This window comes from Brevundimonas sp. (assembly GCF_016463295.1).
GTDB lineage: Bacteria > Pseudomonadota > Alphaproteobacteria > Caulobacterales > Caulobacteraceae > Brevundimonas.
The window spans coordinates 61,339-85,000 of the sequence record NZ_JAEMRO010000002.1 but is presented as its reverse complement, the minus strand read 5'-3'; the positions used below and the strand labels follow the sequence as shown (position 1 = coordinate 85,000).

The following is a 23,662-nucleotide window of genomic DNA, read 5'->3' as shown; positions in this document are numbered from 1 at the left end:
AAGGGCCGTCTCATTGAACGCCTGAATCTCATCAACGGGCCGCATCGCTGTTCCCCAGGATGTTCCCCTCAAAGAACGAGATGTCCATGCAGTTGATCCGATCATCCGACGCAGAGACCACCCTGGCGTATCAGCATGCCCCGTTCGATGGACACGAATCGACCACGCAGTCAGAACTCCCGCTCCATTCGCTCGGCTCTCCAGCCGCACGGACCGCAGAATGGTTCGAAGTCAGCCCCCGCGCCTGCTTTCTGGTCGATGCCCTCGCTCGGGTTCACGCGGCCAACTGGGAAGCCCGAAGGACCCTGGCCGTCGGTACCTATCTGTCAGAAGCAGGAGGGCGTCTTCGGTTCCATTGTGAGGCGAGCCAGCGGATCCTTTGCACCGCGCTATCGGCGGTCTGCAAGGGCGGCAAGGACAGGGTTCAACGCCTGCTCCGCGCCGACGATGCCGAATGGCGGATGATCTGCATTGTTCCCACCGCCGACCACACCATGGCTTTCGTCGCCCTCGCCCAGAGTGACGGCGCGACCAAGGTCATAGACCAGCTCAGTGACGCCTTTGGCTTTACGCTGGCGGAAGCCAATGTCTTGAAGCTCATCTTGGAAGACGAGGCTCCGAAACAGGCAGCGGCCAGCCTTTCAATCTCCACCAACACGGTCCGCACCCATCTGCGTTCCATCTACAGCAAGATGAACGTCAGGGGATTGGCGCAAGCCATCCGGTTGGCGTCCCGGCTGACAACGTCTTGAGAGCGATAGATTGCAGCCTAGCGGCTGGGTCCGCGTTCGACCCAGAGTGGACCTTGAAATCTTGCTGGCCGCTCTGGCGGAGGATTTAGACAATGTCCGTGCACGTGAAACTCGAAGAAGGATTGAAGCGGGCCTGGCTCACCGTTCTCCCAGAGCCTCAAACCACGACCATCGCGGCCACCATTCTGCAACTGACAAAGCAGCGACCGACCCTGGGTAGTTGGGATTGGATTATCGATCTCCGCAAACCGCACACTCAGGCCACCTCCGAAGAGCTGGATAATATTGCGGCCGCATTTAACGCGGTGACGAGTAAGCAGAGCTACACGATATTTGTGAGCAACGATCCGTCAGCTCACGACGGTTGTGAACGCCTCGCCCAAAGATTTCTGCACCGACGCCACCTCGCTGCGAAGAGCCTTGCCGAGGCCAAGGCTCTCCTTCCTAAGACGATGCACAGCATTTGATGGGCCGTATTTGCCCAATAACAGAGCACATTCGGCCAGGAGGCCCACGAGAGGCTGACGAGAGTTTGATTCGACTCTGTTGGTTGACTGTGATGAACTTTCTGGCGGGGAGTTAACGCCATGGCATCGACTAGGAAGCTGCTGCGCGAAGAGGCGGGCGTAAAGCTATACGAAGTCGGGGAGCCGAAGTCGTACGGTCGGGCGAACGGCGGTCACTATCGCATATCCACCATGCGCCAGAACCTGCCGCGCGTGTTGGCGGACCTAGCCGAAGCCGAAGATGCATTCGACCTTGAAGTCATCTCGTCACTCATGGACCCTGTCGTCCAGAAAATGATGAGCCGGACAGAACACTGAGGTTTGTGCAACCTCCACCGGGTCGGGACCAAAGGCGATCGTGGATCCGGCAAATGACATGCAATGTGACGTAGGCAACCTCGCACCGGGCGGCGTCTATCCTGACTACCCTGCGCCGATGGTCCGCGATGGGCCGGCCCGCGAATGCCAGCACGCCTTTTGATACTAGTGAGACGGGCCGACAGCGGGTCAAGGGAGGCTGACGTGTTGAGACCGATCACCATTAAGCTATCACCCGGCGCCTCTCTGGTCCTTCTGGATTGCCTAGAGCACGGAGTCATGTTCAGCGAAAAAGAGATATCCCGGGGCCAAGCGCAATCGCGTCTTAGCGGCATGGAGGTCGTTTTTGATGTGACGGCTTGCGGCGAGGAGTGGTCGCCTGTCGTCTGGTATCAGCAAAAGCAGCCTATTGGCTGGGTTCACCTTGACGGGCGTAGGTCCGAGGGGCCCACTCGCCCATCCTAGACGTAGGTTTACTTCACCCAACGCCTGGCGAAGCACGCGCCGCTTTATGGCTGGCTGAGCGGGCAGCCAAGTGCGCCCCTCCCCCAACGCGATGCATCAACCTTCGTGCCGGCAGAATAGTGCCCGCTCAAGCGTCGAAGTTGACAAGGCCCCACTATTAAATCCATAGATGCCCTCATCATGTGGAAATGCGCTATCCATTCGCGGAATACGCTTCACGCCGGACGCTTCGTCGGAGGCGTCTAGCCCCAAACTCATTTCGAGCGAAAGCTCAGAGTTTGGGGTCTATTTTCTTATAGAAGATATTACGGTGTAGCGCCCTTTGAGTGAGGCGTTGCTCAGGCTTTTGGCCGGATACTTAAATCTCAATCATTCAGTCAGGCGTGTCGACTTCGGTCGGCCGTTTGGGCTGCGCGATTTCATGACCGAACCCGGAGGGTTGAAAATGACCAGCGTCAAGGCGAGAGCCGTTCGTAAGCCAAGATTACTGATGACATCTCAGGACATGGAGACGATCGAGTCGCTCATGGGGCGCGCGTCGTGCTCCGGCGCGGCTGGAAGGCTCCTGGAGGAGGAGCTTTCGCAGGCCGTGCTCGTCAACGAGTCTTTTTCCGGGAGACCCTTCTGTCGCATTGGCAGCTGGGTCACCTATGAAGACCTCGGTTCGAGACAGGTCCGAAACATCAAGCTTGTTCTGCCTGTCGACGCCGATATCGACAAGCGACAGGTCTCTGTACTTAGCCTTGTGGGGGCCTCTCTGCTCGGTTTGGTGGCTGACACTGAATTTGCCTGGTCGGACGACAACGGCCGTCCGCACCGCCTGAAGGTTCTCCATGTTGGAGCCGAGCCTCATGCCCCACTGGAATGACATCAGCCTTCGGATCCTTGATGCAGCGGTTGCCGATGCTATTGCCGCCGCCCAGTGGGACCGTATCGATCTGCAGACCCGGCGTCCCGATCAAGACAGCAAGGACCCTCGCCAAGGCGGCAGAGCTCGCCATGTCGCCCATCGCCCGGGATCAGCTGACGTCGGCGGCTCTCGACCACGGCGTCCAGACGTTTCATCCGGATCGTCCTCTGATCGACTTGGACTGCTGCTCCGACGCGCGCAGCGTGATCATAGATCGAGTCTTCGCCCTCGGGCCGCACAAGCGATCAGAGACGGAAACCGTCATCCTGGCGCTCGAGGCGCGTCACGCTCGACGCCTGTGCGAGGACATTCGCTGACTGTCTAAGGCAGGACGCCGTCATCCAGGAAGCGCTCTGGAGCCATCCCGGCATCCCGGCTTCGGACGCCGTGAGGCTGACAATGTTGTGCTCGATCGCCCGGCTCAGACAGCGAGCCGATGACCTGTCTTTCTCCAGCGCAGGCTTTTGCCAGCGCATCGTCTCTCTTGCTGGAGGCCTTTGCGACCCTTCCGATCTGAACAGCCCTCTTGGCGTCACGCCGGTCGGCCCTGGTTACGGGATCGGTCCTGACAGACAGCCCTCCGACACGCTCAAGATAGCGTCGTTGCGTCGCGTTCAGACAGGACAGACGTCATGGCCTCGACGAGTTCTCCAATCGCGCCGCCGCTCTCCCATGCATAGACGGACAGGCAGAGTGAAGCCTCTCCCGTGAACAAGGCGCTGGCCCTTACGGAATGGGCGCGGGTGACGCTGACAGGCAGGACCGACACGCCCAGGCCCGCTTCGACGGCCGACAGGACGCTGCCCAGGCTGTTGCCGGTGAAGGCGATGTACCAACGTCGATGCTCGCGCTCGATGCGCTCGATCATGAGGTCCCGATAGAGACCTCCGGGCGGAAAGGTGACGAGCGGTATCGGCTCCGGCCAGTCGCCTTCCGGCATCCCGCTGGCCTCAAACCACGCGAGCGGTTCGGGAAAGGTCGCGCGCACATCGCCGGCGGCTGACGCTTCCTTGACGATGGCGATATCGAATTCGCCGTCTCGAAATCTCTTTGAGATATCGCGGCTCAGTCCCGTCGTGACATCGAGACGGATTTCGCGATGACGCGCTGAAAAGTTCGCGAACTGGCGGCTCATGGCAGGCGTCACGATATCGTCTGGAACACCGATGCGGATGGTTGCCGTGCCGGCGGGATCGCTGAGGAGCATCTTGGCCTCAGCCTGCAGGGCCAGCAGTCTACGCGCATAGCCAAACAGGCGTTCGCCAGCCGGCGTGGGTGCGATAGGACTCGAAGAACGGTCAACCAGCCGGTGCCCGACCACCGCCTCGAGACGTCCCAGCTGCTGACTGACCGTAGACTGGGTGGAGTTGAGGCGGTCGGCAGCGACGGTGAAACTCGCATTGTCGACAATAGCCACGAAGGTTCGGAGCAGCCTGGGATCCAGCATGGCGGTCATTCTATTTATGAATGACGTTCATGCAAACATCCCATTGGCCAATGTCGATCACCCTCAATAGAGACAGCGCCTTCACTGAGAAGGTCATTCCGATTGCCACCCTCCGTCCGCCAATGCCTGTTCCGCAACGCTCGGCTGCCAGATGGCAGCAAGGGCGATCTGGCTGTATGTGATGGCCGGTTTGTCGGCACGCATGACCTGACAGATGCCATAGATGTCTATGACCTGGAGGGCCTGCTCGTCCTTCCTGGTTTCGTGGACGGCCATATCCATCTGGACAAGAGTTTCGTTGGCGATCGGTGGCGTCCGCATCGCCCGGCGACACGGCTCGACCAGCGCCTGCAGATCGAAAAGCAGATGCTGGCGGACGCCTTGCCGACAAGGGATCGCGCTGACGCCCTGCTGACACAGGTGCATGGTTTGGGAACGGTTGCAGTACGCAGCCATGTCGATGTCGATGCGACCGTCGGCCTTTCCAACCTTCACGACATCATGGAGGCCAAGGCGCGCTGGTGTGATCGCGTCGATATCGAGATCGTCGCCTTTCCCCAAGCGGGTATCCTAAGATCGCCGGGCACCGCAGATCTCCTAGACGCCGCCGTCGGGGAAGGGGCGACCGTGGTCGGCGGGCTCGATCCGACAGCCTTCGATGGAGACGCCCATGCGCATCTCGACATCGTTTTCGGGATCGCCGAGCGACACGGCGTCAAGATCGACATCCACCTGCACGAGTCGGGGTTACGGGGCACCGAGCAGATCAGGCGCATTGCCGCTCGCACCTCAGCGGCGGGAATGGGCCGCAAGGTCACCATCAGTCACGCCTACGCCCTCGGAGAGGTCGACGACGGTGATTTGGCACGCACGGCAGAACAGTTGGCCCGGGCGGAGGTGGCGATCATGACGAACGCGCCCGGCGACCGTGAATTCCCGCCCGTCGCCCGGCTTCGTTCCGCTGGAGTGCGCGTCTTCGCGGGCAGCGACAATATCCGCGACGCCTGGTGGCCCTATGGCGACGGAGACATGCTCGGTCGGGCGATGATGATTAGTTACCGCTCAGGGTTTGGAGAAGACGCAGACCTTGATCTTGCCCTCCAAATGGCCACGACGGCATCGGCTATCGCGCTCGGTCTCGAGGGCTACGGCCTGGATCCGGGTGACGAGGCAACCTTTGTTATCCTCGATGCCCCGAATGCGGCCGCTGCCGTGGCGGCCCCGCCCCCGCAGCGGCGTCTGGTCCAGCGAGGCCAACTGGAACCGATATCGCCTTCACGCTTGAGCTCGCTCAGTCCCAATCTCCAGACCCGCAAAGGAAATCCATCATGAAAACCAAAGCCCTCTCGCTCGCCCTTGTTCTCGGGGCCATGGCGGCACCGGCCCACGCTGCCGAAATATCCACCCACGTTCTTGATCTTTCGCGCGGGGCCGGCGGCCAGTCGGTGCCCGTCACGCTATCGAAACGCGATGCCGATGGACGCTGGGTGCAGGTCGGCGCGGCGGCGACGGACGCCAATGGGCGTGTTAGGCGCTTTGACACGTCCGGTTCATTCGAGACCGGTGTCTATCGCCTGCAGTTCGACATGTCCGCCTATCCGGACGCCTCGTCCAAGCCATTCTTCCCAGAAATCACGCTGACGTTCAGAGTAACGGATGCGGACGGTCACTATCACGTTCCAGTCGTCGTAAGCCCCTTCGGGTATTCGACCTATCGCGGCAACTAGCAGAGGCGCTCGCTCACGCTGAGACGCCAACAGATCAAGCCGACTTTAGAAGCGCTGCCGCTCCAACGAACGTGCGAGGATAGTCGCTTCAACTGATACCTTGCAAACAAGGATGTGAATGTGCTGAGCATCGCAATACTGCTTTCCGTCAGCCCTCTGACCCCTGACACCGCGCCGAGGATCGAGCGTGGGACCATTTCTCTGACTGCTGCAAACACCCTTGCTACCGCTGTGATCGCGTCATGCCGCTCGATCGGGCGTGAGGCCGTGGTTGCCGTTGTTGATCGGGGTGGCAATCTAATCGCGCTTCAGCGTGGCGACGACGTCGGGCCTCACAATACCCTAGCAGCCCAGCGAAAGGCTTTCACCGCCCTGTCCACCAAGACTGGCACCACTGTCTTGGCCGAACGCGCCGCTTCCGATCCGACCTCGCAGAACCTCGTCTCGATCCCCGAACTTCTCCTGCTAGGGGGTGGCCTGCCACTGAATATCGATGGCGAGACCATCGGCGCAGTTGGTGTTGCGGGCGCTGGCGGTGCGGCAAATGATGACCACTGTGCTCGTGCAGCCATCGAACATCTTGTTCATGAGCAAGACTCTGCGTCACCTGCGGCAGAAAACTCAGATCCGAGATAAGGGCTAAAGCAAGCCAACTCTGACCGAGACAAGAGAAACCATGGCAGGGCTTGACGTAGAAGCTCCGCAGGTGACCACTGACCTCTGCGGTGCAACGTACGCCGCAAGGCGGCCTGGCTCACGATGCCCCCTGCTGAAGAAGCCAGGCCGCCACTTGTGTCGCTCCGAAGAGACTTCCGGGAAATGACCATGCCGGTTAAACGCCTGTTCCCAATCGCGCTCGTTGTCGGCGCTGCAGTGGCCCTCTCTGCCTGTGCTACGTTCCAGCGAGGTCCTGTCGGCAATGCCGCCGTTCCGCAGCCGAGCAAGGCCGTCGATCTAAACCGATATGCTGGGCTCTGGTACGAGCTCGGCCGCTACGAGAATGGCTTTGAACGTGACTGCGAGGGCGTGACGGCTCGCTACACTGTCCGCGATGATGGTATCGTGGAAATCCTGAACACCTGCCGCCGGGACAGTGTCACCGGCCCGAGCAAGAGCTCTAGCGGCAAGGCCAAGGTCGTAGAGGGTAGCGAGAACGCCAAGCTGAAGGTCTCCTTCTTCGGCCCCTTCTATGTCGGCGACTACTGGGTGCTTGACCGCGCCGACGACTATTCCTGGTCGATCGTCGGCGAGCCATCAGGTCGGTATCTGTGGCTGCTTACTCGCACGGCCCAACCGAGCGACGAGACGCGGGAGACGATCATGAACCGGGCCCGCGATCTTGGATACGATCTGAGCCTGATCCGCGCTACCCAGCATTAGTCGAACCAGGCAGAGAGCCCACCCATCGTGGACCTTCTACGTCACAAACATGAAAACGGCCGACGCGTAGCAGAATGTAGCGCGGCTCAGCCACTATGCCGACTAGGGCTCTGTCAGCCCAAACTTAGCCTGCCGGTAATCCGGTCCGCCTGGCGTCGCCGCTATGGCCAAGAGCACTAACCCGTTTCGCTACTTCGACAGCTCGCCGAAGGTGATCCGGTTCGTGGTGATGATGTACGTGAAGTACCCGCTGTCGCTGCGGAATGTGGAGGACCTGCTGGCCGAGCGGGGCATCGACATCTGCCATGAGACAGTGCGGCTCTGGTGGAATCGCTTCGGTCCGATATTCGCCGCCGAGATCCGCAGGAAGCGGGTCCAGAAGATGCGCGCCTTCACTCACTGGCGATGGCACCTCGACGAGTCTACGTGAAGATAAACGGCGAGATGCACTACCTCTGGCGCGCCGTTGACCACGAGGGTGAGGTGCTGGAATCCTTTGCCAGCAAGACCAGGGACAAAGCCGCGGCGCTGAAGTTCATGAAGAAGCTCATGAAGCGCTATGGCCGGGTGAAGGTCATCACGACCGACGGACTACGCTCCTACAAGGCTGCGATGAAAGAGCTCGGCAACACCGAGAAACAAGAGGTCGGACGCTGGGCCAACAACAGGGTGGAGAACTCACACCAGCCCTTCCGACGACGAGAACGGGCCATGCTGAGGTTCCGGCAGATGAAAACGCTGCAGAAGTTCAGCTCAGTCCATGCCGCCTTCCACAACCACTTCAACCAGGACCGCCACCTCATCAGCAGAGAAACATACAAGGCTCAACGCTCAGCCGCCCTGGCTGAGTGGAAGACGCTCGCCGGATAGGCACTACGCCCCCTGCCCTACCTGCGCTCAGCGGAGACAAGTTCGCGTTGGACTGACAGCACCGCCACGCCTCATTGTTATCGTTGACTGTTTTATCCTGCGCAGGCTCGCGCCCATCATAAAACCTATCAACGAACTTGAACTACGATGCGACGGCATTTTGAGCGCATCACTTGATCCAGATCGACAAAGCGCCGTTGAAATCGATACGACTGACGAGGACGGAGTGAGCCAAGGCTTTTCCGAGGGACGTGAGGACGCTCTGCCTTATCTGTGTTTTCGACCAAACTTCGTCGAACCGCGCGAACGCAGACACAGCTGCAGTTAACTCCTGTTTGATTTCTTCTTCCGTAGGTGTCCTGGAATCAACTAGCGCCAACAATCCAACGACAGCGCCTTCCGGTATAGCCCTCTCCCGCAAACCCTCTTCAAGCTCCGCACGTTTGGGTCCAACAAACCAGAACTTTCCATCGTTCAATCTGGTCAACTGGCCAGTGAGTTGAGGAATTGTAGCCTCCCCAGCAAGCGCTTCTTGCAACTCCTGAGCATCGAACCCCCGTCCAAAGCGAAAGCCGTATGTGGAGTGGATAGCTTTCCAAAGGTCAACACCGCTTATGAGGTTGACGGATAGGCAACCAATACTAGCAAGATATTCATAGGCATGATTTTCGGAAGGTAGTTGGGTAATAAACTCATCTAAAATGCGATTGAATGAATTTATAATATCCTCTTTTGTAACGCCCCCCACTGAAACGTATTTGATAAGAAAAGTCATTGCCAAGGCGGAATACTCTTCGCTCGTTAGCTTTCCTGCTATCCTGATTGCGTCGTTCAATATGAGAGCCGGCCTCGTACCCGTCTCCATCATGGACCTTTGGCCTAACAGATTTACCAGCTCTTCCCTGAGCTCGTCGCCGCCCTTCCGGCCATAAGATTCGTGTGCCGCCTTAAGGACGAACTGATAATCGGGATCCCGGAAAGCGCCGCTGTCTGCCTTTGCCTCAGGCTTGGAAAACTCTTTGATCAACTCATCCCGCAGCTCAGCGCATCGCTGATCGAACGTCGCTCCGGCCTCCGCAAGGTACTGCTGAAGTTGCTTAGCCATCGCTATCATGAGCTCTGACATTTGATCGGCGGACATTCCTCGATTGACAGTCAGAGACGTACCAGCCTGGTAAGCCTCTCCGCCCTCGCCAACCTTTTGATCCTGTCGGCTCACGGCTTTTTGTCGATGTTGATGTCGCCCCCAGCCTGATAACCGGTGCCACCTCGATCGATCCGTTGTTTCTGTGATTTCTTTCGTATCGACTTGACTGCGAAGAAACCAGCAACACCGAAGATCACGGTGATCACTATTCCAAGCCAACCCAGCATTTCAGCCGACATTTTCTTACCCTCGTTTATGAGGGTCGGACTATGTTTCGCGGATTGTATCGACACAAGTGCGGCCGACGCGGAACCCCTCCACGCCGGCCATGCTCGTCGCGCGCCGAAGGAGAGGCGCCGCGAGCTGTCGGTGTTGTTTATCGGAACACCGCCGACTGGTTCCGCCCCGGCTCCGTCCCCGGGGACCGACGCTGCCGTGACGCGGCGCCGGATTCTGGCGGATCAGCCGGTCTAGGGGATCGGATTCTGGGGAATCGGTCCCAGATCGTCTCGGAATCAAGAATTGGCATCAAGACAGCGGGAGGCGGCAGCCCGTGCGGGTGCTACCACTTGAACGGTCTTCCCTCGACTGTTGGAACGGCGATACCGTGAAGGCCTGACGAGGCATGGCCCCGCGGTCTTTCAGGTCCTTCCGGCACAAAGGTGTCGCAACAGAAGTGCGTGATATCATGCAGTCCACGTACGCTGCCTTCTCGGGTCAGGTGCGTGCGTTCACCGGGACTTTGGTCGCTTGAATCACCATGCCGCAGGATCGGTCGATGTGTCGCATGATCCTTCGAGCGATTCACGCGTTGCCCATCATCTTGGAAGGAGCACCATCATGATCAAGCCTCTGGCCCTCACCTGCGCCGTCGCCTTGTCTGCCGCGATGGCCGTCCCGGTCGTCGCCCAGACACCCGTCCGAAGCGCCTCCGCACCCGCGCCAGTCGCTTTCACCCTGCCTGACCTGCCCTATGCGGCGAATGCCTTGGAGCCGGCCATCGATGCCCAGACGATGGAGATCCATCACGGTCGGCACCACAAGGCGTATGTCGACAACCTGAATGCGGCAGTGGCCGCCGATCCGACCCTGGCAGGCGCTTCGATCGAGGATCTGATGGGTAGGGTCTCCACCCTGCCGTCCACCATCCGCAATAACGGCGGTGGACACTGGAACCACAGCCTGTTCTGGACCTTGATGGCTCCGGTCGGTCAGGGCGGCGAGCCATCGGACGAGTTGGCGGCCGCGATCACCCGCGACTTCGGCTCCATGGACGCCTTCAAGACGGCCTTCAATCAGGCCGCGACCAGTCGTTTCGGCTCAGGCTGGGCCTGGCTGATCGTTAAGGACGGCAAGCTGCAGATCACCTCGACCGCCAATCAGGACAATCCCCTGATGGATGTGGCCGAGGTCCGCGGTGCGCCCATCCTCGCCGTCGATGTGTGGGAGCACGCCTACTATCTGAAATACCAGAACAAGCGTGCCGACTATCTTACGGCCTGGTGGACCGTCGTGAACTGGAACGCCGTCAACCGTCTGTACGCCGAGGCAGAGTAGTCGCACTGGCCTTCAGCCGGGCTGCCGCCACGGCCCGGCCATACTGTTCAGCTCGGCATGATCCATTCACACTCCACATCGAGACGCCCTCGGTCAGCGCCTACCTGCGTCTTCGCATGGTCGCCGGGCTTTCGCCAAAAACGCAGGAAGGCGCAGCCTCGGGTTTGCCGGACACCCTGTTCGCGGTCGTGATCCGAAGGGACCAGGAGGTCGTCGGGATGGGTCACATCGTCGGCGATAGCGGGCTCTTCTACCAGAACTTGGACATCGCGGTGGTGCCAGCCCACCAGTGCCAAGGTTTGGGCAAGGCAGTTATCGCCGCCCTTCTCGATCATTTGCCCTACCGCGCCATGGGGAGCCTACGTTGGCCGTGGATTGACAGCACCGTTCGGCTCTTTGCATCCGGACGGTTCGGTGCGACGGCTCAGCGCCAGCGGCCGCTTTTTCTACGACGAAGAGAACACGCCTGATCAGATGGTTGGGTCCATGCTCGACGTCACCGGGCGTCACGAACGCGCTTGCGGCCAATTCTGGACCAAGACTGCTTTCACTTTAATTTAGCGAAAAAACGCGTCAGCTATGCGCTCGGATGAACTCTTCTGCGGCCGCTTCGATATGGTGTTTCAGCCGCGCAGGCTCGACAGGCGGCAGGCCGAACGACGCTCGCAAATGCGCCTCGCCTTTGACTCCGCCAAGAAAGCGCCAAGCAGCACCATCGGGATCACGCACATTAAGTCGTCCGCGGACGGTCTCAAGCCTTAGCCAGTCGGCGAGACGATTCTTCAAGCTCAGCACTGCCGTCTCATAGAACAGTTCGGCCATGCGGGGTGCCCGCCCAGTCTCGGCGACGAGCACGCGATTCATCTGCATCGCCTTTTCTCCCGTCACGAGGTCCAGAAACCGCGTGGCGAGGACAACCAGAGTATCGCGTACAGACTGGCTGGGGTCGGGGGCAAAGCTGTCGGACGACACCGCGCGCTCGCACTCATGCCGGAGGACGGCAGCAAAAAGGGCATCCTTATCGGAATAGCGCGCATAAATGGTGGCCTTGGACACGCCTGCTCTCTGTGCCACGGCGTCCAGGCTGACCGCCTCATAGCCGTGCTCCATGAACAGATCGCCCGCAGCTTGCAGGATGGCCTCGTCTTTGGCCGCATCACGCGGTCGGCCGCGCTTCACGGGGGGTCCGGCGCGCGTCATCTGACCGTCACTTGACATACTGAACCGTTCGGTATTGTTATTCGGGCTGTACCCTAGTTTACCCCGATGCGCCAGTCCCGGCGCAACCCCCAACCCCGGATTACAGGACTCCGAGGATGCGATCTGTCGCGCTCAAAATGCTGCTGGGCGACCGCGCCAAGTATCTGGCGTTGGTGTTCGGGGTGGCCTTCGCCACCCTGCTGATGAGCCAGCAGGTCTCGATCTTCATCGGCCTGATGACCCGCACCGCCAATCAGGTGATCGAGGTGCGCGAGGCCGACATTTGGGTCATGGACCCCCGCGTCCGCTACGTCGACGAGGTAGAGCCCCTGCCTGACGCCGCTCTGGGCCGGGTGCGCTCGGTCGAGGGCGTCGAATGGGCCGCGCCCCTGTTCAAGGGCAACGCCATCTTCCGCACCCGCGACGGCCTGATCAACCAGATCAACATCCTTGGAGTAGACGACGAGACCCTGGTCGGCGCCCCGCGCGAGTGGCTGGCGGGCGATCTGGAAGCCCTGCGCCAGCCCAACAGCATCGTCTTCGACAAAGAGGGCGCGACCCTGATCTGGCCAGACGACGACCCCCTGTCCAAGGTCGGGACCGAGGCCGAGATCAACGACCGCCGCGTGGTCGTGACCGGCATCGCCAACACGGCGCCGTCCTTTATCACCTTCCCGCTGGCCTACGCCCGCTATTCCGAGGCCATCCGCTTCACCCCGCCTCAGAGGAACAAGATGTCCTTCGTGCTGGTGCGGGCCCGCGACGGTGTCGATCACAAGGCCCTGGCCAATCGGATCGAAGCGCAGACCGGCTATCAGGCCCTGACCTGGGACAGCTTCGCCTGGCGCTCGGTGCAGTATTATCTGACTCGCACGGGCATTCCGGTGAACTTCGGCATCACGGTGATGCTGGGCTTCATCGTCGGGGCGGCGGTGACGGCCCAGACCTTCTACCTCTTCGTCATCGAGAACCTGCGCCAGTTCGGGGCGCTGAAGGCCATCGGCGCGACCAATGGCCAGATCACCGGCATGGTGCTGCTGCAGGCGGGCGTGGTCGGGCTGATCGGCTATGGGCTCGGCATGGGCGGGGCGGCGGCCTTCTTCACCTTCGTGCGGGGCACCGCGGCGCTGGAGGGCTTCTACCTGCCCTGGCAGGTGCTGGTCGGCACCGGCGTGGTGGTCTTCCTGATCATCCTGATCTCGGTGCTGGGCAGCCTGACCAAGGTCTACCGCGTCGATCCCGCCATCGTGTTCCGGGGCTGATCGTCATGAGCGCCGTGATCGCCCGCGACATCGAAATGGCCTTCGGCTCCAACGGCCTGAAGACCCAGGTCCTGTTCGACATCGACCTGCAGATCGCGTCGGGAGAACTGACCATGCTGGTCGGCCCGTCCGGCTGCGGCAAGACCACCCTGCTGTCCATCCTCTCGGGTACGCTCAAGCCCACCGGCGGCGACGTGGAGGTGATGGGCAACGTCATCACCCGCATGAAGGATTCCGAAAAGGTCATCCTGCGCCGCCGCCGGATCGGCTTCATCTTCCAGCAGTACAACCTGCTGCCCGCCCTGACGGCGGCCGAGAACGCGGCCATGGCCCTCGTCGCCGACGGCATGCCGCTGAAAAAGGCGGCGGAGAAGGCCCGCGTCGTGCTCGAAACGCTCGGCATGGGGCCACACGCCGACAAGCTGCCGCGGATGCTCTCGGGCGGCCAACAGCAGCGCGTCGCCATCGCCCGCGCCATCGTCCACGAGCCCGACCTCGTCGTCTGCGACGAGCCGACCGCCGCGCTGGACGCCGAGACCGGGCGACAGGTCATGGAACTGCTGAAGGAGGCCGCCGCCGGCCCCGGCCGCGCCGTCCTGGTCGTGACCCACGACAACCGCATCTACCGCTACGCCGACCGGATCGTCGCCATGGAAGACGGCCGGATCGTCGGAGACAGCCGCCTTGGAACACTCCCGGAGGGACTCCATGCCCACTAATCTTCGCCAACGCATTTCGCGCCTCGTCCTGCCCGTTCTCGCGGGCGGGTGCCTGGTCTTCGCCGTCGCGGCCGTGATTCGGCCCGAGCGCACCCGCGCCGACCCGCCCGCCGCGCCGCCCAGCGCCGCGTCCGCCTCGGTCGTCGCCGGTATCGGAACCATCGAGCCCCAGTCCGAGCTGATCGCCGTCGCCGCCGAGGTGCCGGGCGTGGTCCGCAGCGTCCTGGTCCAGCCCGGCGACCGCGTGACTCAGGGCCAGCCCCTGTTCCGGCTGGACGCCCGCGCCGCCGAGGCCGCCGTGACGACCGCGCTCGCCGACGCCGCCTCCGCCGAAGCCGCCGCGCGGCAGGCCGAGGTGGCTCTGGCCGACGAACGCCAGCGGCTGTCGCTGTTCGAGGCGGTCGACGACCCCCGCGCCCTGTCCGGCGACGAGCTGGAGCGCCGCCGCTTCGCCGTCCGCCGGGCCGAGGCCGCCGCCGCCCACGCACGAGCCAGCGCCGCCGCCGCCCGCGCCCAGGCCCAGGCGCGCCGCGTCGATCTGGAGCGTCTGACGGTCGCGGCGCCCATCGCCGGGCGCATCTTCCGCGTCGATGTCCGCCCCGGCGAATACGCCCTTGCCGGCGCGGCGTCAGAGCCCCTGATCGCCCTGGGCGAGGACGCCCGCCTGCACGTCCGCGCCGAGTTCGACGAGGCCGACGCCGCCCGCCTGACCCGCTCGGGCCGGGCCTACGGGACCCTGCGTGGCCAGGCCAACCGCCGCATCCCCCTGACGCTGGTCGGCATCGAGCCACAGGTGGTCGAGAAGCGCGCCCTGTCCGGCGGCTCCGAGCGTGTGGACACCCGGGTGGTCGAGGCGATCTACAGCTTCGATCCCGCCGCCGCCCCCACCTACCTCGGCCAACGCATGGACGTCTTCGTGGAGGCCGCGCCCTCGCCGACGCAGGCCGCCGCCCCGACGACGGAGCCTGCGCGATGATCCGCCAGGCCCTGCTGATCACCACGGCGGGCGTGATCCTGTCGGCGTGCGCAACCGACCTGACGCCGCCTGCTTCGGCCCTGGCCGCCCCCGCCGGCTGGGACGTCGCCGCCCTCCCCTCTGCCGACCCTGCGACCGACTGCTGGTGGACCACCATCGGCGACCCGGTGCTCGACGAGATCGTCGAACAGGCGGGCGACGCCTCCGACGTCCGCATCGCCGAGGCCCGCCTGTTCGAGGCCCGCGCCCGCCTCGGCTCGGCCCGCGCCGCCCTGCGTCCCGAGATCGGCGGACAGGCCATGGCTGAGCGCGAAACCGCCGACGATCTGGATCAGGAGACGTTTCAAGCCCTGGTGTCCTTCAGCCTGAACCCCGACCTGAACGGCGCGGTCCGCACCCGCGCCCGGGCCGAGCGGCTGCGCGCCGAGGCCGAGGCCGCCCGCATCGAGGCCGCCCGCCTGACGACCCGCTCCACCGCCGTCCAGCTCTACGCCGCCTACCGCGAGGCCGAGGCCCGCGTCGCCGCCGGCGACCTGGCCGTGCGCGCGCTCGAAGAGTCCCTGTCGCTTGCCGACACACGCGAACGGGCTGGTCTGACCTCGGGCCTCGACGCCGCGTCCGCCCGCGCCGCCCTGGCCTCCGCCCGCGCCCGGCCCATCGCAGCCCGTCAGGCCGCTGAGGAGGCGCGGGTGGGTCTGGAGGCTCTGCTCGGCCTCAACCCCGGCGCCCTGACCGCCTCGCTCACCCAGCCGACCCCGGCCGCCTTTGAGACCCCCGCGGTCCACGCCCTGTCGGCCCCCGCTGCCGTCCTCGCCCGTCGCCCGGACCTGCGCGCGGCCGAGCTCCAGCTCTGGGCCGCCGGTTCCGATGCGCAAGCCGCTCGTCGCGATTTCTGGCCGACGCTGTCGCTCAGCGCCGCGCTCGGCGGTCAGGAACTCGATCCCGAGACGCCCTTCACCGCCTCGGGCTTCCTCGGCCAGATCGCCGGCGGACTGACCGCGCCCCTGTTCAGCTTCGGTCGGCTGGAGAGCGCCCGAGACGCCGCAGACGCCCGCCGGACCCAGGCCGAGATCGCCTATCGCCAGGCCGCCGTCGACGCCCTGTCCGAGGTTGAGACCGCGCTCGTCGCGCTCGCATCGGCCGAGGCCCGAGCTGCGACCCTGGCCGAGGCGGTCGCCGCCGCCGACGACCAGACAAGACTCGCCAACCAGCGCTATCGGGCCGGCGTCTCGCCCTTCATGGAGGTCTTGACCGCCCAGCGCGCCGCCGCCGATGCCCGAGCGGCTGAGGCCGCGGCTCGCGGGGACGCTTTGATTGCTTACGCCCGACTCAACGCGGCGGCGGGACTGGGCGGGGCAAGCTCCACATGAGCCGTTACTGGCTCACTCTATCATCAGGTGACGCCGACCGGCGCGCGAGCGTCAATTCCGGCTGAAAACTATCCGGGACTGTGGGGTCATGGCTGAGTAGGCCTCGACGACGGATGGCGGCATGCCGGTTTTCATCGGCGAATGGGGCGTGGACGGGGTAACCGCCACAACGTCACGGACCGCAACAACATCCGCCTGTAGTACGCCCGCTTCGGCGCCGTTCATGCCAGACGTTTCGGCATGCCGACCGCAATCTGGGACGATGGTGGGTGGTTCGAGGTCTATGACCACGACACCGACAGCGTCCGGAACAATCTGATCGACTGCCTGGACGGAAACTGCGCCGCGTCGGTGTCCGAACGGTTCGGGCCGGACTGCACCTGACCGACATATCCCTGTCGTCCAGATATGCGGTTATCTGGCTACCCGCGACCGATCAGGCCGGATGAGGCCGTGGATGCCATGGAAGCAAGAGTACGCTACAAGCTTGGCCATGAGGGACGGTGCGCCACATAACGGCGCACAGAGGCGATCGCCTCAGTCAAGCGGTCGCACTGTGGGGGAGACTAGGAATGGAACCGTCTTATGCCGCCATGTTCGGTGCCTTGGCGGGTTCGCTGATCGGAGGCTTGACCTCTTTTTCAACGGTCTGGTTCCAGCAACGCGCCCAGCATCGCGAACGCAAGACCGAAGCGGACCGACTGCGACGTGAAACCCTCTACGCCGAGTTCATCAGGGAAGCGTCGCGGCTATACGGCGACGCCATGACGCACGAGAAGGACGACGTCACCGATCTGGCGGGCCTGTACGCGGCGGTCAATCAGATGCGTCTGTTCGCGACCCCGGCGGTGATCGAGTCAGCCGAGCGAACGATGGACGATATCGTGAAGACCTATCTGACGGCCAATGTCCCGTTGCATGCGATGGCCCGGTTTGCCGAGGCCGGCGGGATGAGACCCATGAATGCCTTTGCCGCTGCGTGTCGGCAGGAATTGGAAGCCTTCGTGTGACTGCCCAAGCCTGCGCCCCATGTTTTTGGTCGATCGTCTGAAGGACATCCGAAATGGTCGATAGTCGACACGACGAGCGCTTCCCCACCCTCAACGAGGATGAAATCGCTATCGCAGCCCGTTTCGGGTCACGAAAACACTATTCGGCCCAGGCGTCGCTGTTCCGTACGGGAGACACGGGGATCGGGCTGTTCGTCCTGATCGCCGGGCGCGTCTCCATCACCCGTCACGACGGCGCGGGACATGTCGCCGAAGTGGCGCGGCATTCGCCGGGGTCTGTGATCGGCGAGACGGCCGGCCTGCTGGGACGCCCTGCCCTGGTGGACGGGACCGCGATAGACGACGTCGAGGTTATCGCCCTGTCACCAGAAGGCTTACGGGCCCTTGTCGTGGCCGACGCCGATCTGGGCGAAAAGATCACCCGCGCCCTGATCCTGCGCCGTGTGGACCTGATCGCCGTCGGCGCGGGCGGGCCCATACTGATCGCGCCGGCCGACAATGCGGCACGTGTCGGGCTGGCCAACTTCCTGCGTCGCAATGGCTGGCCATTCTCTTCCACGACACCTACGGACCCGGAGGGCGCGGACCTGCTGGCCCCCCTGGATATCGGTCCCGACGATCTACCGATCGCCATTCTGCCTGACGGCACAGTCCTGAAACGGCCGGACCAGACCCAGTTGGCGCGTGCGCTCGGCATGATAGCCGACGCAGACCCGGATCAAGTCTACGATGTCGCCATCGTGGGCGCAGGACCCGCCGGCCTGGCCGCCTCTGTCTATGCGGCGTCCGAAGGGCTGTCGGTCGTCGTTCTGGATCAGCGCAGCTTCGGCGGCCAGGCTGGGGCCAGTGCCAGGATCGAGAACTATTTCGGCTTCCCCACCGGCATCAGCGGCCAGGCCCTCACCGCTCGGGGCTTCGTTCAGGCCCAGAAGTTTGGCGTTGAGATCGCCATCCCGACGCGAATAATGGACTTGGTCTGCGGCGGCCATGGCGGCATTCATCGTCTGACCACCGACGATGGCCGGACCTATTGCGCCCGGGTCATCGTCATCGCTTCGGGGGCCCGTTATCGTCGACCCAACCTGGACAGACTGGACGAGTTCGAGGGGCGTGGCGTCTGGTACTGGGCATCCCCGCTGGAAGCGCAGTTCTGCAGCGGCCAGGAGGTCGCTCTGGTCGGCGGCGGAAACTCGGCGGGCCAAGCAGCGGTCTATCTGGCCAACCATGCGTCACAAGTCTGGATGCTGGTCCGCGGCGAAGGCCTGGCCGCGACCATGTCGCGCTATCTGATTGATCGCATAGAAGCCAATCCGCGGATCACCCTTTTGCCCCATACCGAAATTGCGGCCCTGGATGGAGACCCCGCAGGTCTTTCCGCTGTGCGCTGGCGAAACCGCAGAACAGGGGAGGATCAGGACGCACCGGTGCGCAATCTGTTCCTGTTCATCGGGGCGGACCCGGAAACCGACTGGCTCTCATCGTGCGGCATCGGGCTGGACAGTCGCGGCTTCGTCGCAACGACGGCCAACAGTCGCGCCACGGACCACCCCGGCGTCTTTGCCATTGGCGATGTGCGATCCGGTTCCGTCAAGCGCGTGGGCGGGGCCATCGGCGAGGGTGCTGCCGTGGTGGCCGAAATCCATGCCTATCTGGATGGTCTCAAGACCTCATCCAGCGTGTGAAAAGGCCGACCGAAACAGTGGATTCGACCCTTTAGCGAATGGCCTCAGCCGCCGTAGCCGCGACCGCCCCCGCCGAAGCCGCCACGGGACACCACAGTGGTGCGGTTCTGGACCCGGCTGGGAGCCTGACGCGCTTCGGGCGTATGGTCCCGCGCATTGGTGATCGTTCGACCGGTCCGGTAGTCGCGGCTCAGATAGCCGCCGCCATAACCATTGGAATATTGGCCGTCACGATCGCGATACAGCGGGCCGCCACCGCGATAGCCGCCGCCGTTCAGCAACTGGCCGATTATGAAGCCAGTGGCCAGGGGGCCGAAGAAGGAGCCGCCGCCATTGTTCAGCGGGCGACACTGTTCGGGGCCCCAAGCGCCTTCGCATTCGGCCTGCGTCGCATAGCGGGGCGCGCTTTCGGCGGCGACGCGCTGGGCCTCGGCATAGGCGGCGTCGCACTCTGCGTCGGGGATGTCGTTGGCCGCCTGGCATTCCGCGACCGAGGTATAGGCGAGAGCCGGGACCGGCTCGGGCACCGACCTCTGGGGCGAACCGCAGGCGGCCATGGAGAAGCTGACCGTCGCCATCAGGCTGGAGACGTGCAGCGTCCGCGAGCGCTTCAGACGCCGCATGGTGGAGGTGTCGGAGATCTGGATGTCGTCGGTCATCGTGGCCTCACGCCGTCATGCAGGCGGCGTTGAGCAGGCCCACGCCGATGGAGATGGAGCCCAGATAAATGCCTGCCGCCATCTCGCCCGCCTCGATCCGCGCGGCCAGACCGCGATAGACCAGTCGGCTGACGACGATGAAGGCCACGATCTGGATCACGCCGGCCAATACGGCCCAGAGCGCGAATTCCATCAGGCTGACGGTCTGGGACAGCGCCGAGGCCAGCGGCAGGACGAAGCCGATCAGGGCTCCACCCAGCGATACGGCAGCCGCCGTGTTGCCCTGCCGGATCAGGCTGCTCTCGTGATAGGGCGTTACCAGCTGGTAGATGAATTTGAACGCCACGAAGAAGGCCACGGCCGCGGCGAAGGCGATGATGAAGGCGGTGGCCCCCGTCTGAAATGTGAACCAGTCGAACACGGTACCCCCAGTCAGTTTTTGCGCGGTCAGGCGCGGAACTCGGCCATTTCCAGTGGAATGCCGATCATGATTTCGTGTGTGACGTCGCCGACGATGTCGTCCTGATCGTGCGGTTCCATTTCCAGGGCCATCATCAGCTCGCGCCCGCCGGACAGGTCGCGCGCATACAGCATGCAGGTCTGGAAGATGCGGCTGTAGGGGTCCGTCGCGGCCCGATCGTCGAACAGGGATTCCCATAGCTCCACCGGCGGCTGGATCGCGTCGCTTTCAGAAAACCAGAAGCGGGGATAGGCTGGCAGGTCCTCGGCCGCGCCGTCGAACACCGGGGCCGACAGCCGGTCGCGCCACATCCGCCGCTCGCGCTGACCCGGCGGATAGGCCGAGGTCCAGGGAATGAACAGGGTGAAGTCATAGGCCCCCTGACCATCGGGGCTGTCGCTCATGGCCTGAAGCATGACGTGGTCGTCGGTATAGAAGCGGTGCACATGCTGGCCGCCGTCCAGAACGACCCGCCCCTGGGCCGTGATCTCCAGCGCATCTCGGTCCAGTTTGAAATGCGTCTCGTCGCCCAGCCGCTCCCACGCCAAGGGGTCCAGCGAAACCGTCCGGCCCACGGTGATGTTGCGCACCTCGGCCAGGGTGACCGCAGGCGGGGTCTTGTCGCCGGAACCGAACAGTCGCTTGAACATGACTCCCTCTTACCCCGCCAGGGCAGCCGCATCGACCCTGTTTGACGCGACATAGAACAGTCGGTCGCCGGGTCCGACCGCGTGATCGGGGGCGGGATTGAAGGTGGGCGTCGTATCTCGTCCCGTCTGGATCGCCAGCAGCGTTGCGCCGAGATCCAGCAGGGCGCGCGCAAGATCTCCGAAGGGACGGGCGTCGCGGTCGGGCCACGACAGGCTGAACAGGGTGGCCCCTTCGTCCAGATGACTGGTCAGGGCACTGATGACCTGACTGGCACCGGGGTCCTTGCAGGCGCGCGCCACCATCTCCGGTCCGGCAGACAGTACGACCTCCACCTGCGGACAATGCTGATCGATCAGCCGGGCGTGATCCTCATCCTCGAAATAGCAGACGATGTGGGCCTCAGCCGGGGCCAGCGCACAGGCTGCCAGGGTGGCCGACAGCGTGTCGGAATCGGCATCGGTGAAGACCAGGACCCTGCTGGCACCCGGCACGCCCGCGCGCGTCAGGGCGGCGGTTGAGGTCAGGCTCTCGGACTGGACATAGCGGATGCGGGCATCAAGGTCGGTCAGCGTCTGGCGCGTCAGCAGCACCAGGGTCTGATCCGGCGACAGGTCGGCGCACAGCTCATCGATCATCTTCGGCGTGCGGGCGGGGTGGTAGCCGATCAGGACGATGGAAGCGGTCATTTTCGAATAGTCTCCCTTGCCGGAGCGGCGGACGCGCCAGACTTCGCCGATGGCGGCCAGAACCTTGGCAACGATGGTGGTGAATGCGGCGATGGCACCGGGGAATACCCACAGGGCGGTGACCAGGCGACCAGCATCGGACTGAGGACTGAGGTCGCCATAGCCGACCGTATAGGCCGTCGTCGCATACCAGTAGAAAAAGGTGGTCGGGGCCGTCAGTTCACGCTCGCCCGCCAGACCGAACAGCACCCATGTAGACAGGGCATGAAAGGCGATCAGCATGAACAGCAACGTCCAGTGCAGATCGGCCATCGCGTGGAAGGCCTTGTCGAATATGCGCGCCAGTTTCAGTCGTGGCAGCAGCATTCGTCCTTGACCCCGGTCGGGCCCCATGCCCGGAATGCGTGAAGTCATCGCAGACGGCTGGCCAATGTCAACCGTTCCTGTTACGCGTTACATGAAACATGCGTAATCAATCCTCGAAACCCTTGCCCTCGGCGAATGATCGTATACGTGCTTGGCGCAAGGCCCGGCGTGAGGCGGGCATGGTCAAGCTGGAGTTCTGGGTGCCGGAACCCGCGCGAGAGGACGTGAAGGCGGCGGTCCACGCCATCGTCACCGAGTCGACACGCGGACCTGAGATCGTTCGTCGCCCGCGTCGCAACCCTTCCACCGTTCCCTTTGGAGTGAACCATCCCATGGATGCCGTGATCGAAACGTCCTGGACCGTACCGGCCATCAAGACCGCGCTGGAGAGTTCCGACCTGGTCCGCGAGGGCGAAATGACCCTGCGGGTGCTGGAGGGGGCCGAGCCCGTCCTGCTGGCCACGATGAATGAATACGGCGACCTGCCCATCTATCTGTCGGTGGGCGGAGCCCAGATCGTCTGTTCGGTGCTGCTGTGGCCTGTGTCCGAACAGAAGGACGCCGACCGGTTCAACACCTTCCTGCTGAAGGCCCAACGCGTGGTGCCGCTGTCCAACTTCGCCATCACCACGGTGGATGGCCAGGACGTCTATGAACTGATGGGCGAACTGTCGTGCAAGACGACGCTTCAGACCATATTGATCGAACTGCGCACCCTGGCCGAAAACGCGATCGACGCCACCGAACTGCGCGAAACCTTCGGCGCCGACGCGGCCTGAACCGGGAGAGAAGACCATGTCCATGCTCGCCAAACTTTCGGCCCTGTTCCGCGGCACCGCCCATGAGGCGGGCCAGCAGGTCGTCGACGCCAATGCCCTGAAGATCCTGGATCAGGAAATCCGCGACGCCGACAACGCCCAGGGCAAGGCCCGGGACGACCTGGCCGGTCTGGTCGCGCGCCGCCGCATGGCCGAGAACGAGCTCAAGAGCTTCGGCGAGCAGATCGCCAAATACGAAAACTCCGTCCGTGCCGCCCTGGCGCAAGGCAAGGAGGATCTGGCCCGCGAGGTTGCGGTCCGGATCGCCGAGCTCGAGCAGCAGATCGGCGAGCGCGAGCCGATGATCGCCGGCATGAAGGAGGCCGAGACTCGCCTGCGCACCGCCATCGCCCAGACCGACCAGAAGATCGAGACCCTGCGTCGCGAGATCGACATCGTGAAGGTCAATGACTCGGTCCAGAAGGCCCAGACGTCCGTGGCCCTGCAATCGGCGGGTGCCCATTCCCGGATCGGCTCGGCCGCCGACAGCCTGGCCCGCATCAAGCAGCGCCAGGCCGTCAACGAGGAGAAGCTGCGGGCCGGTCAGGAACTCGAGGACAAGCGCACGGGGGCCGACTTGGACGCCAAGCTGAAGGAAGCCGGCATCCTGCCGGGCCATTCGTCCGCCGACGACGTCCTGGCCCGCCTGTCCGCGCCCAAGGAAGTGCAGGTGGTGACCCCGCTGATCCAGCAGGGCGAGACCGTGGACCGGGACAAGGCCTGA

At 63.5% G+C, this 23,662-nt stretch carries 29 protein-coding genes and 1 pseudogene; 21 read left to right on the top strand and 9 right to left on the bottom strand.

Features of this window, described 5'->3' with window-relative positions; translation table 11 throughout:
• Window positions 1–86: 86 nt before the first annotated feature.
• The 5 genes from JHC81_RS01530 (at window position 87) to JHC81_RS01510 (ending at window position 3,268) form a co-directional block, all read left to right on the top strand.
• Complete coding sequence (locus tag JHC81_RS01530) at window positions 87–752, top strand: LuxR C-terminal-related transcriptional regulator (RefSeq protein WP_292169760.1); 666 nt, start codon at window positions 87–89, stop codon at window positions 750–752.
• A 92-nt stretch (window positions 753–844) separates the two neighbouring features.
• Window positions 845–1,219: a hypothetical protein gene (locus tag JHC81_RS01525; RefSeq protein ID WP_292169758.1), complete on the top strand. Its 375-nt coding sequence runs from the start codon at window positions 845–847 to the stop codon at window positions 1,217–1,219.
• Window positions 1,220–1,339: 120 nt separating this feature from the next.
• Window positions 1,340–1,576 (top strand): hypothetical protein, encoded by a 237-nt coding sequence (locus JHC81_RS01520; RefSeq protein WP_292169756.1) that lies wholly within the window; start codon window positions 1,340–1,342, stop codon window positions 1,574–1,576.
• Window positions 1,577–2,486: 910 nt separating this feature from the next.
• A complete protein-coding gene (locus JHC81_RS01515; protein ID WP_292169755.1) occupies window positions 2,487–2,909 on the top strand; it encodes a GreA/GreB family elongation factor in 423 nt (140 codons plus the stop codon).
• Window positions 2,910–3,040: 131 nt separating this feature from the next.
• Complete coding sequence (locus JHC81_RS01510) at window positions 3,041–3,268, top strand: hypothetical protein (protein WP_292169753.1); 228 nt, start codon at window positions 3,041–3,043, stop codon at window positions 3,266–3,268.
• A gap of 272 nt (window positions 3,269–3,540) precedes the next feature.
• Here the strand turns inward: JHC81_RS01510 and JHC81_RS01505 are convergent, their stop codons facing one another.
• Complete coding sequence (locus JHC81_RS01505; protein ID WP_292169751.1) at window positions 3,541–4,407, bottom strand: LysR family transcriptional regulator; 867 nt, start codon at window positions 4,405–4,407, stop codon at window positions 3,541–3,543.
• A gap of 93 nt (window positions 4,408–4,500) precedes the next feature.
• On the opposite strand from JHC81_RS01505, the gene JHC81_RS01500 reads away from it, so the two are divergent.
• From JHC81_RS01500 to JHC81_RS01480, 5 genes and pseudogenes are all read left to right on the top strand, one after another.
• Window positions 4,501–5,730, top strand: coding sequence for an amidohydrolase family protein (locus JHC81_RS01500; protein WP_292169749.1), 1,230 nt, complete (start codon window positions 4,501–4,503; stop codon window positions 5,728–5,730).
• A complete protein-coding gene (gene uraH / locus JHC81_RS01495; RefSeq protein WP_292169747.1) occupies window positions 5,727–6,125 on the top strand; it encodes a hydroxyisourate hydrolase in 399 nt (132 codons plus the stop codon). Before JHC81_RS01500 ends, uraH begins: the two co-directional genes overlap by 4 nt.
• A 120-nt stretch (window positions 6,126–6,245) precedes the next feature.
• Entirely contained in the window at window positions 6,246–6,761 is a 516-nt protein-coding gene (locus JHC81_RS01490; protein WP_292169746.1) for a heme-binding protein, read from the top strand.
• Window positions 6,762–6,944: 183 nt separating this feature from the next.
• Window positions 6,945–7,505: a lipocalin family protein gene (locus JHC81_RS01485; RefSeq protein WP_292169744.1), complete on the top strand. Its 561-nt coding sequence runs from the start codon at window positions 6,945–6,947 to the stop codon at window positions 7,503–7,505.
• 163 nt (window positions 7,506–7,668) lie between these two features.
• Window positions 7,669–8,375: pseudogene (locus JHC81_RS01480) on the top strand (IS6 family transposase).
• Between the two features lie 169 nt (window positions 8,376–8,544).
• Here the strand turns inward: JHC81_RS01480 and JHC81_RS01475 are convergent.
• Window positions 8,545–9,594 (bottom strand): LPO_1073/Vpar_1526 family protein, encoded by a 1,050-nt coding sequence (locus tag JHC81_RS01475; RefSeq protein ID WP_292169742.1) that lies wholly within the window; start codon window positions 9,592–9,594, stop codon window positions 8,545–8,547.
• Window positions 9,591–9,761 carry a hypothetical protein gene (locus JHC81_RS01470; RefSeq protein ID WP_292169740.1) on the bottom strand — a complete coding sequence of 57 codons (171 nt, stop codon included), beginning with the start codon at window positions 9,759–9,761 and terminating at the stop codon, window positions 9,591–9,593. Before JHC81_RS01470 ends, JHC81_RS01475 begins: the two co-directional genes overlap by 4 nt.
• Window positions 9,762–10,410: 649 nt before the next feature.
• Between JHC81_RS01470 and JHC81_RS01465 the strand changes: the two genes are divergently transcribed.
• The gene (locus JHC81_RS01465; protein WP_292169935.1) at window positions 10,411–11,079 is read left to right on the top strand and encodes a superoxide dismutase; all 669 of its coding nucleotides are present in this window, start codon (window positions 10,411–10,413) and stop codon (window positions 11,077–11,079) included.
• Window positions 11,080–11,126: 47 nt separating this feature from the next.
• Here JHC81_RS01465 and JHC81_RS01460 read toward each other — a convergent pair whose 3' ends face one another.
• Window positions 11,127–11,414, bottom strand: coding sequence for a hypothetical protein (locus JHC81_RS01460; RefSeq protein ID WP_292169738.1), 288 nt, complete (start codon window positions 11,412–11,414; stop codon window positions 11,127–11,129).
• Here JHC81_RS01460 and JHC81_RS14395 point away from each other — a divergent pair.
• Window positions 11,298–11,549: a hypothetical protein gene (locus tag JHC81_RS14395; RefSeq protein WP_366465420.1), complete on the top strand. Its 252-nt coding sequence runs from the start codon at window positions 11,298–11,300 to the stop codon at window positions 11,547–11,549. The two genes, JHC81_RS01460 and JHC81_RS14395, sit on opposite strands and share 117 nt — an antisense overlap.
• Before the next feature lie 103 nt (window positions 11,550–11,652).
• Here the strand turns inward: JHC81_RS14395 and JHC81_RS01455 are convergent, their stop codons facing one another.
• Complete coding sequence (locus JHC81_RS01455; RefSeq protein ID WP_292169736.1) at window positions 11,653–12,258, bottom strand: TetR/AcrR family transcriptional regulator; 606 nt, start codon at window positions 12,256–12,258, stop codon at window positions 11,653–11,655.
• A gap of 137 nt (window positions 12,259–12,395) precedes the next feature.
• Between JHC81_RS01455 and JHC81_RS01450 the strand changes: the two genes are divergently transcribed.
• The 7 genes from JHC81_RS01450 to JHC81_RS01420 all read left to right on the top strand — a co-directional run bounded on the left by JHC81_RS01450 (window position 12,396) and on the right by JHC81_RS01420 (window position 19,298).
• Complete coding sequence (locus JHC81_RS01450) at window positions 12,396–13,541, top strand: ABC transporter permease (protein WP_292169735.1); 1,146 nt, start codon at window positions 12,396–12,398, stop codon at window positions 13,539–13,541.
• Between the two features lie 5 nt (window positions 13,542–13,546).
• On the top strand, window positions 13,547–14,260 hold the full coding sequence (locus JHC81_RS01445) for an ABC transporter ATP-binding protein (protein ID WP_292169733.1): 714 nt from the start codon (window positions 13,547–13,549) through the stop codon (window positions 14,258–14,260).
• Window positions 14,250–15,236, top strand: a complete 987-nt coding sequence (locus JHC81_RS01440) for an efflux RND transporter periplasmic adaptor subunit (protein ID WP_292169731.1) — start codon at window positions 14,250–14,252, stop codon at window positions 15,234–15,236. The genes JHC81_RS01445 and JHC81_RS01440 overlap by 11 nt, the downstream gene beginning before the upstream one ends.
• The gene (locus JHC81_RS01435) at window positions 15,233–16,606 is read left to right on the top strand and encodes an efflux transporter outer membrane subunit (RefSeq protein ID WP_292169729.1); all 1,374 of its coding nucleotides are present in this window, start codon (window positions 15,233–15,235) and stop codon (window positions 16,604–16,606) included. The genes JHC81_RS01440 and JHC81_RS01435 overlap by 4 nt, the downstream gene beginning before the upstream one ends.
• A gap of 240 nt (window positions 16,607–16,846) precedes the next feature.
• The gene (locus JHC81_RS01430) at window positions 16,847–16,990 is read left to right on the top strand and encodes a hypothetical protein (protein WP_292169723.1); all 144 of its coding nucleotides are present in this window, start codon (window positions 16,847–16,849) and stop codon (window positions 16,988–16,990) included.
• Between the two features lie 221 nt (window positions 16,991–17,211).
• Entirely contained in the window at window positions 17,212–17,616 is a 405-nt protein-coding gene (locus JHC81_RS01425) for a hypothetical protein (protein WP_292169721.1), read from the top strand.
• 53 nt (window positions 17,617–17,669) lie between these two features.
• On the top strand, window positions 17,670–19,298 hold the full coding sequence (locus JHC81_RS01420; protein WP_292169719.1) for an FAD-dependent oxidoreductase: 1,629 nt from the start codon (window positions 17,670–17,672) through the stop codon (window positions 19,296–19,298).
• Between the two features lie 44 nt (window positions 19,299–19,342).
• Here the strand turns inward: JHC81_RS01420 and JHC81_RS01415 are convergent, their stop codons facing one another.
• From JHC81_RS01415 to JHC81_RS01400, 4 genes are read right to left on the bottom strand one after another with little or no spacing between them, the layout of a single operon-like run.
• Window positions 19,343–19,957: a DUF1190 domain-containing protein gene (locus JHC81_RS01415; RefSeq protein WP_292169717.1), complete on the bottom strand. Its 615-nt coding sequence runs from the start codon at window positions 19,955–19,957 to the stop codon at window positions 19,343–19,345.
• Between the two features lie 7 nt (window positions 19,958–19,964).
• Window positions 19,965–20,378, bottom strand: coding sequence for a DUF350 domain-containing protein (locus JHC81_RS01410; protein ID WP_292169715.1), 414 nt, complete (start codon window positions 20,376–20,378; stop codon window positions 19,965–19,967).
• Between the two features lie 26 nt (window positions 20,379–20,404).
• Window positions 20,405–21,067, bottom strand: a complete 663-nt coding sequence (locus tag JHC81_RS01405) for a YjfK family protein (protein ID WP_292169714.1) — start codon at window positions 21,065–21,067, stop codon at window positions 20,405–20,407.
• A 9-nt stretch (window positions 21,068–21,076) separates the two neighbouring features.
• A complete protein-coding gene (locus JHC81_RS01400) occupies window positions 21,077–22,120 on the bottom strand; it encodes a potassium channel family protein (RefSeq protein ID WP_292169712.1) in 1,044 nt (347 codons plus the stop codon).
• Window positions 22,121–22,218: 98 nt separating this feature from the next.
• On the opposite strand from JHC81_RS01400, the gene JHC81_RS01395 reads away from it, so the two are divergent.
• Complete coding sequence (locus JHC81_RS01395) at window positions 22,219–22,899, top strand: YjfI family protein (RefSeq protein WP_292169710.1); 681 nt, start codon at window positions 22,219–22,221, stop codon at window positions 22,897–22,899.
• Between the two features lie 16 nt (window positions 22,900–22,915).
• Window positions 22,916–23,662, top strand: a complete 747-nt coding sequence (locus tag JHC81_RS01390; RefSeq protein WP_292169708.1) for a PspA/IM30 family protein — start codon at window positions 22,916–22,918, stop codon at window positions 23,660–23,662.

What these genes read in the sequence shown, in the direction of transcription:
- JHC81_RS01530 (WP_292169760.1), top strand. Translation starts at nt 87, where the DNA reads ATGCAGTTGATCCGATCATCCGACGCAGAGACCACCCTGGCGTATCAG.
- JHC81_RS01525 (WP_292169758.1), top strand. Translation starts at nt 845, where the DNA reads ATGTCCGTGCACGTGAAACTCGAAGAAGGATTGAAGCGGGCCTGGCTC.
- JHC81_RS01520 (WP_292169756.1), top strand. Translation starts at nt 1,340, where the DNA reads ATGGCATCGACTAGGAAGCTGCTGCGCGAAGAGGCGGGCGTAAAGCTA.
- JHC81_RS01515 (WP_292169755.1), top strand. Translation starts at nt 2,487, where the DNA reads ATGACCAGCGTCAAGGCGAGAGCCGTTCGTAAGCCAAGATTACTGATG.
- JHC81_RS01510 (WP_292169753.1), top strand. Translation starts at nt 3,041, where the DNA reads ATGTCGCCCATCGCCCGGGATCAGCTGACGTCGGCGGCTCTCGACCAC.
- JHC81_RS01505 (WP_292169751.1), bottom strand. Translation starts at nt 4,407, where the DNA reads ATGACCGCCATGCTGGATCCCAGGCTGCTCCGAACCTTCGTGGCTATT.
- uraH (WP_292169747.1), top strand. Translation starts at nt 5,727, where the DNA reads ATGAAAACCAAAGCCCTCTCGCTCGCCCTTGTTCTCGGGGCCATGGCG.
- JHC81_RS01485 (WP_292169744.1), top strand. Translation starts at nt 6,945, where the DNA reads ATGACCATGCCGGTTAAACGCCTGTTCCCAATCGCGCTCGTTGTCGGC.
- JHC81_RS01470 (WP_292169740.1), bottom strand. Translation starts at nt 9,761, where the DNA reads ATGTCGGCTGAAATGCTGGGTTGGCTTGGAATAGTGATCACCGTGATC.
- JHC81_RS01465 (WP_292169935.1), top strand. Translation starts at nt 10,411, where the DNA reads ATGGCCGTCCCGGTCGTCGCCCAGACACCCGTCCGAAGCGCCTCCGCA.
- JHC81_RS14395 (WP_366465420.1), top strand. Translation starts at nt 11,298, where the DNA reads ATGGGTCACATCGTCGGCGATAGCGGGCTCTTCTACCAGAACTTGGAC.
- JHC81_RS01460 (WP_292169738.1), bottom strand. Translation starts at nt 11,414, where the DNA reads ATGATCGAGAAGGGCGGCGATAACTGCCTTGCCCAAACCTTGGCACTG.
- JHC81_RS01450 (WP_292169735.1), top strand. Translation starts at nt 12,396, where the DNA reads ATGCGATCTGTCGCGCTCAAAATGCTGCTGGGCGACCGCGCCAAGTAT.
- JHC81_RS01445 (WP_292169733.1), top strand. Translation starts at nt 13,547, where the DNA reads ATGAGCGCCGTGATCGCCCGCGACATCGAAATGGCCTTCGGCTCCAAC.
- JHC81_RS01440 (WP_292169731.1), top strand. Translation starts at nt 14,250, where the DNA reads ATGCCCACTAATCTTCGCCAACGCATTTCGCGCCTCGTCCTGCCCGTT.
- JHC81_RS01435 (WP_292169729.1), top strand. Translation starts at nt 15,233, where the DNA reads ATGATCCGCCAGGCCCTGCTGATCACCACGGCGGGCGTGATCCTGTCG.
- JHC81_RS01430 (WP_292169723.1), top strand. Translation starts at nt 16,847, where the DNA reads ATGCCGACCGCAATCTGGGACGATGGTGGGTGGTTCGAGGTCTATGAC.
- JHC81_RS01420 (WP_292169719.1), top strand. Translation starts at nt 17,670, where the DNA reads ATGGTCGATAGTCGACACGACGAGCGCTTCCCCACCCTCAACGAGGAT.
- JHC81_RS01415 (WP_292169717.1), bottom strand. Translation starts at nt 19,957, where the DNA reads ATGACCGACGACATCCAGATCTCCGACACCTCCACCATGCGGCGTCTG.
- JHC81_RS01405 (WP_292169714.1), bottom strand. Translation starts at nt 21,067, where the DNA reads ATGTTCAAGCGACTGTTCGGTTCCGGCGACAAGACCCCGCCTGCGGTC.
- JHC81_RS01400 (WP_292169712.1), bottom strand. Translation starts at nt 22,120, where the DNA reads ATGCTGCTGCCACGACTGAAACTGGCGCGCATATTCGACAAGGCCTTC.
- JHC81_RS01395 (WP_292169710.1), top strand. Translation starts at nt 22,219, where the DNA reads ATGCGTAATCAATCCTCGAAACCCTTGCCCTCGGCGAATGATCGTATA.
- JHC81_RS01390 (WP_292169708.1), top strand. Translation starts at nt 22,916, where the DNA reads ATGTCCATGCTCGCCAAACTTTCGGCCCTGTTCCGCGGCACCGCCCAT.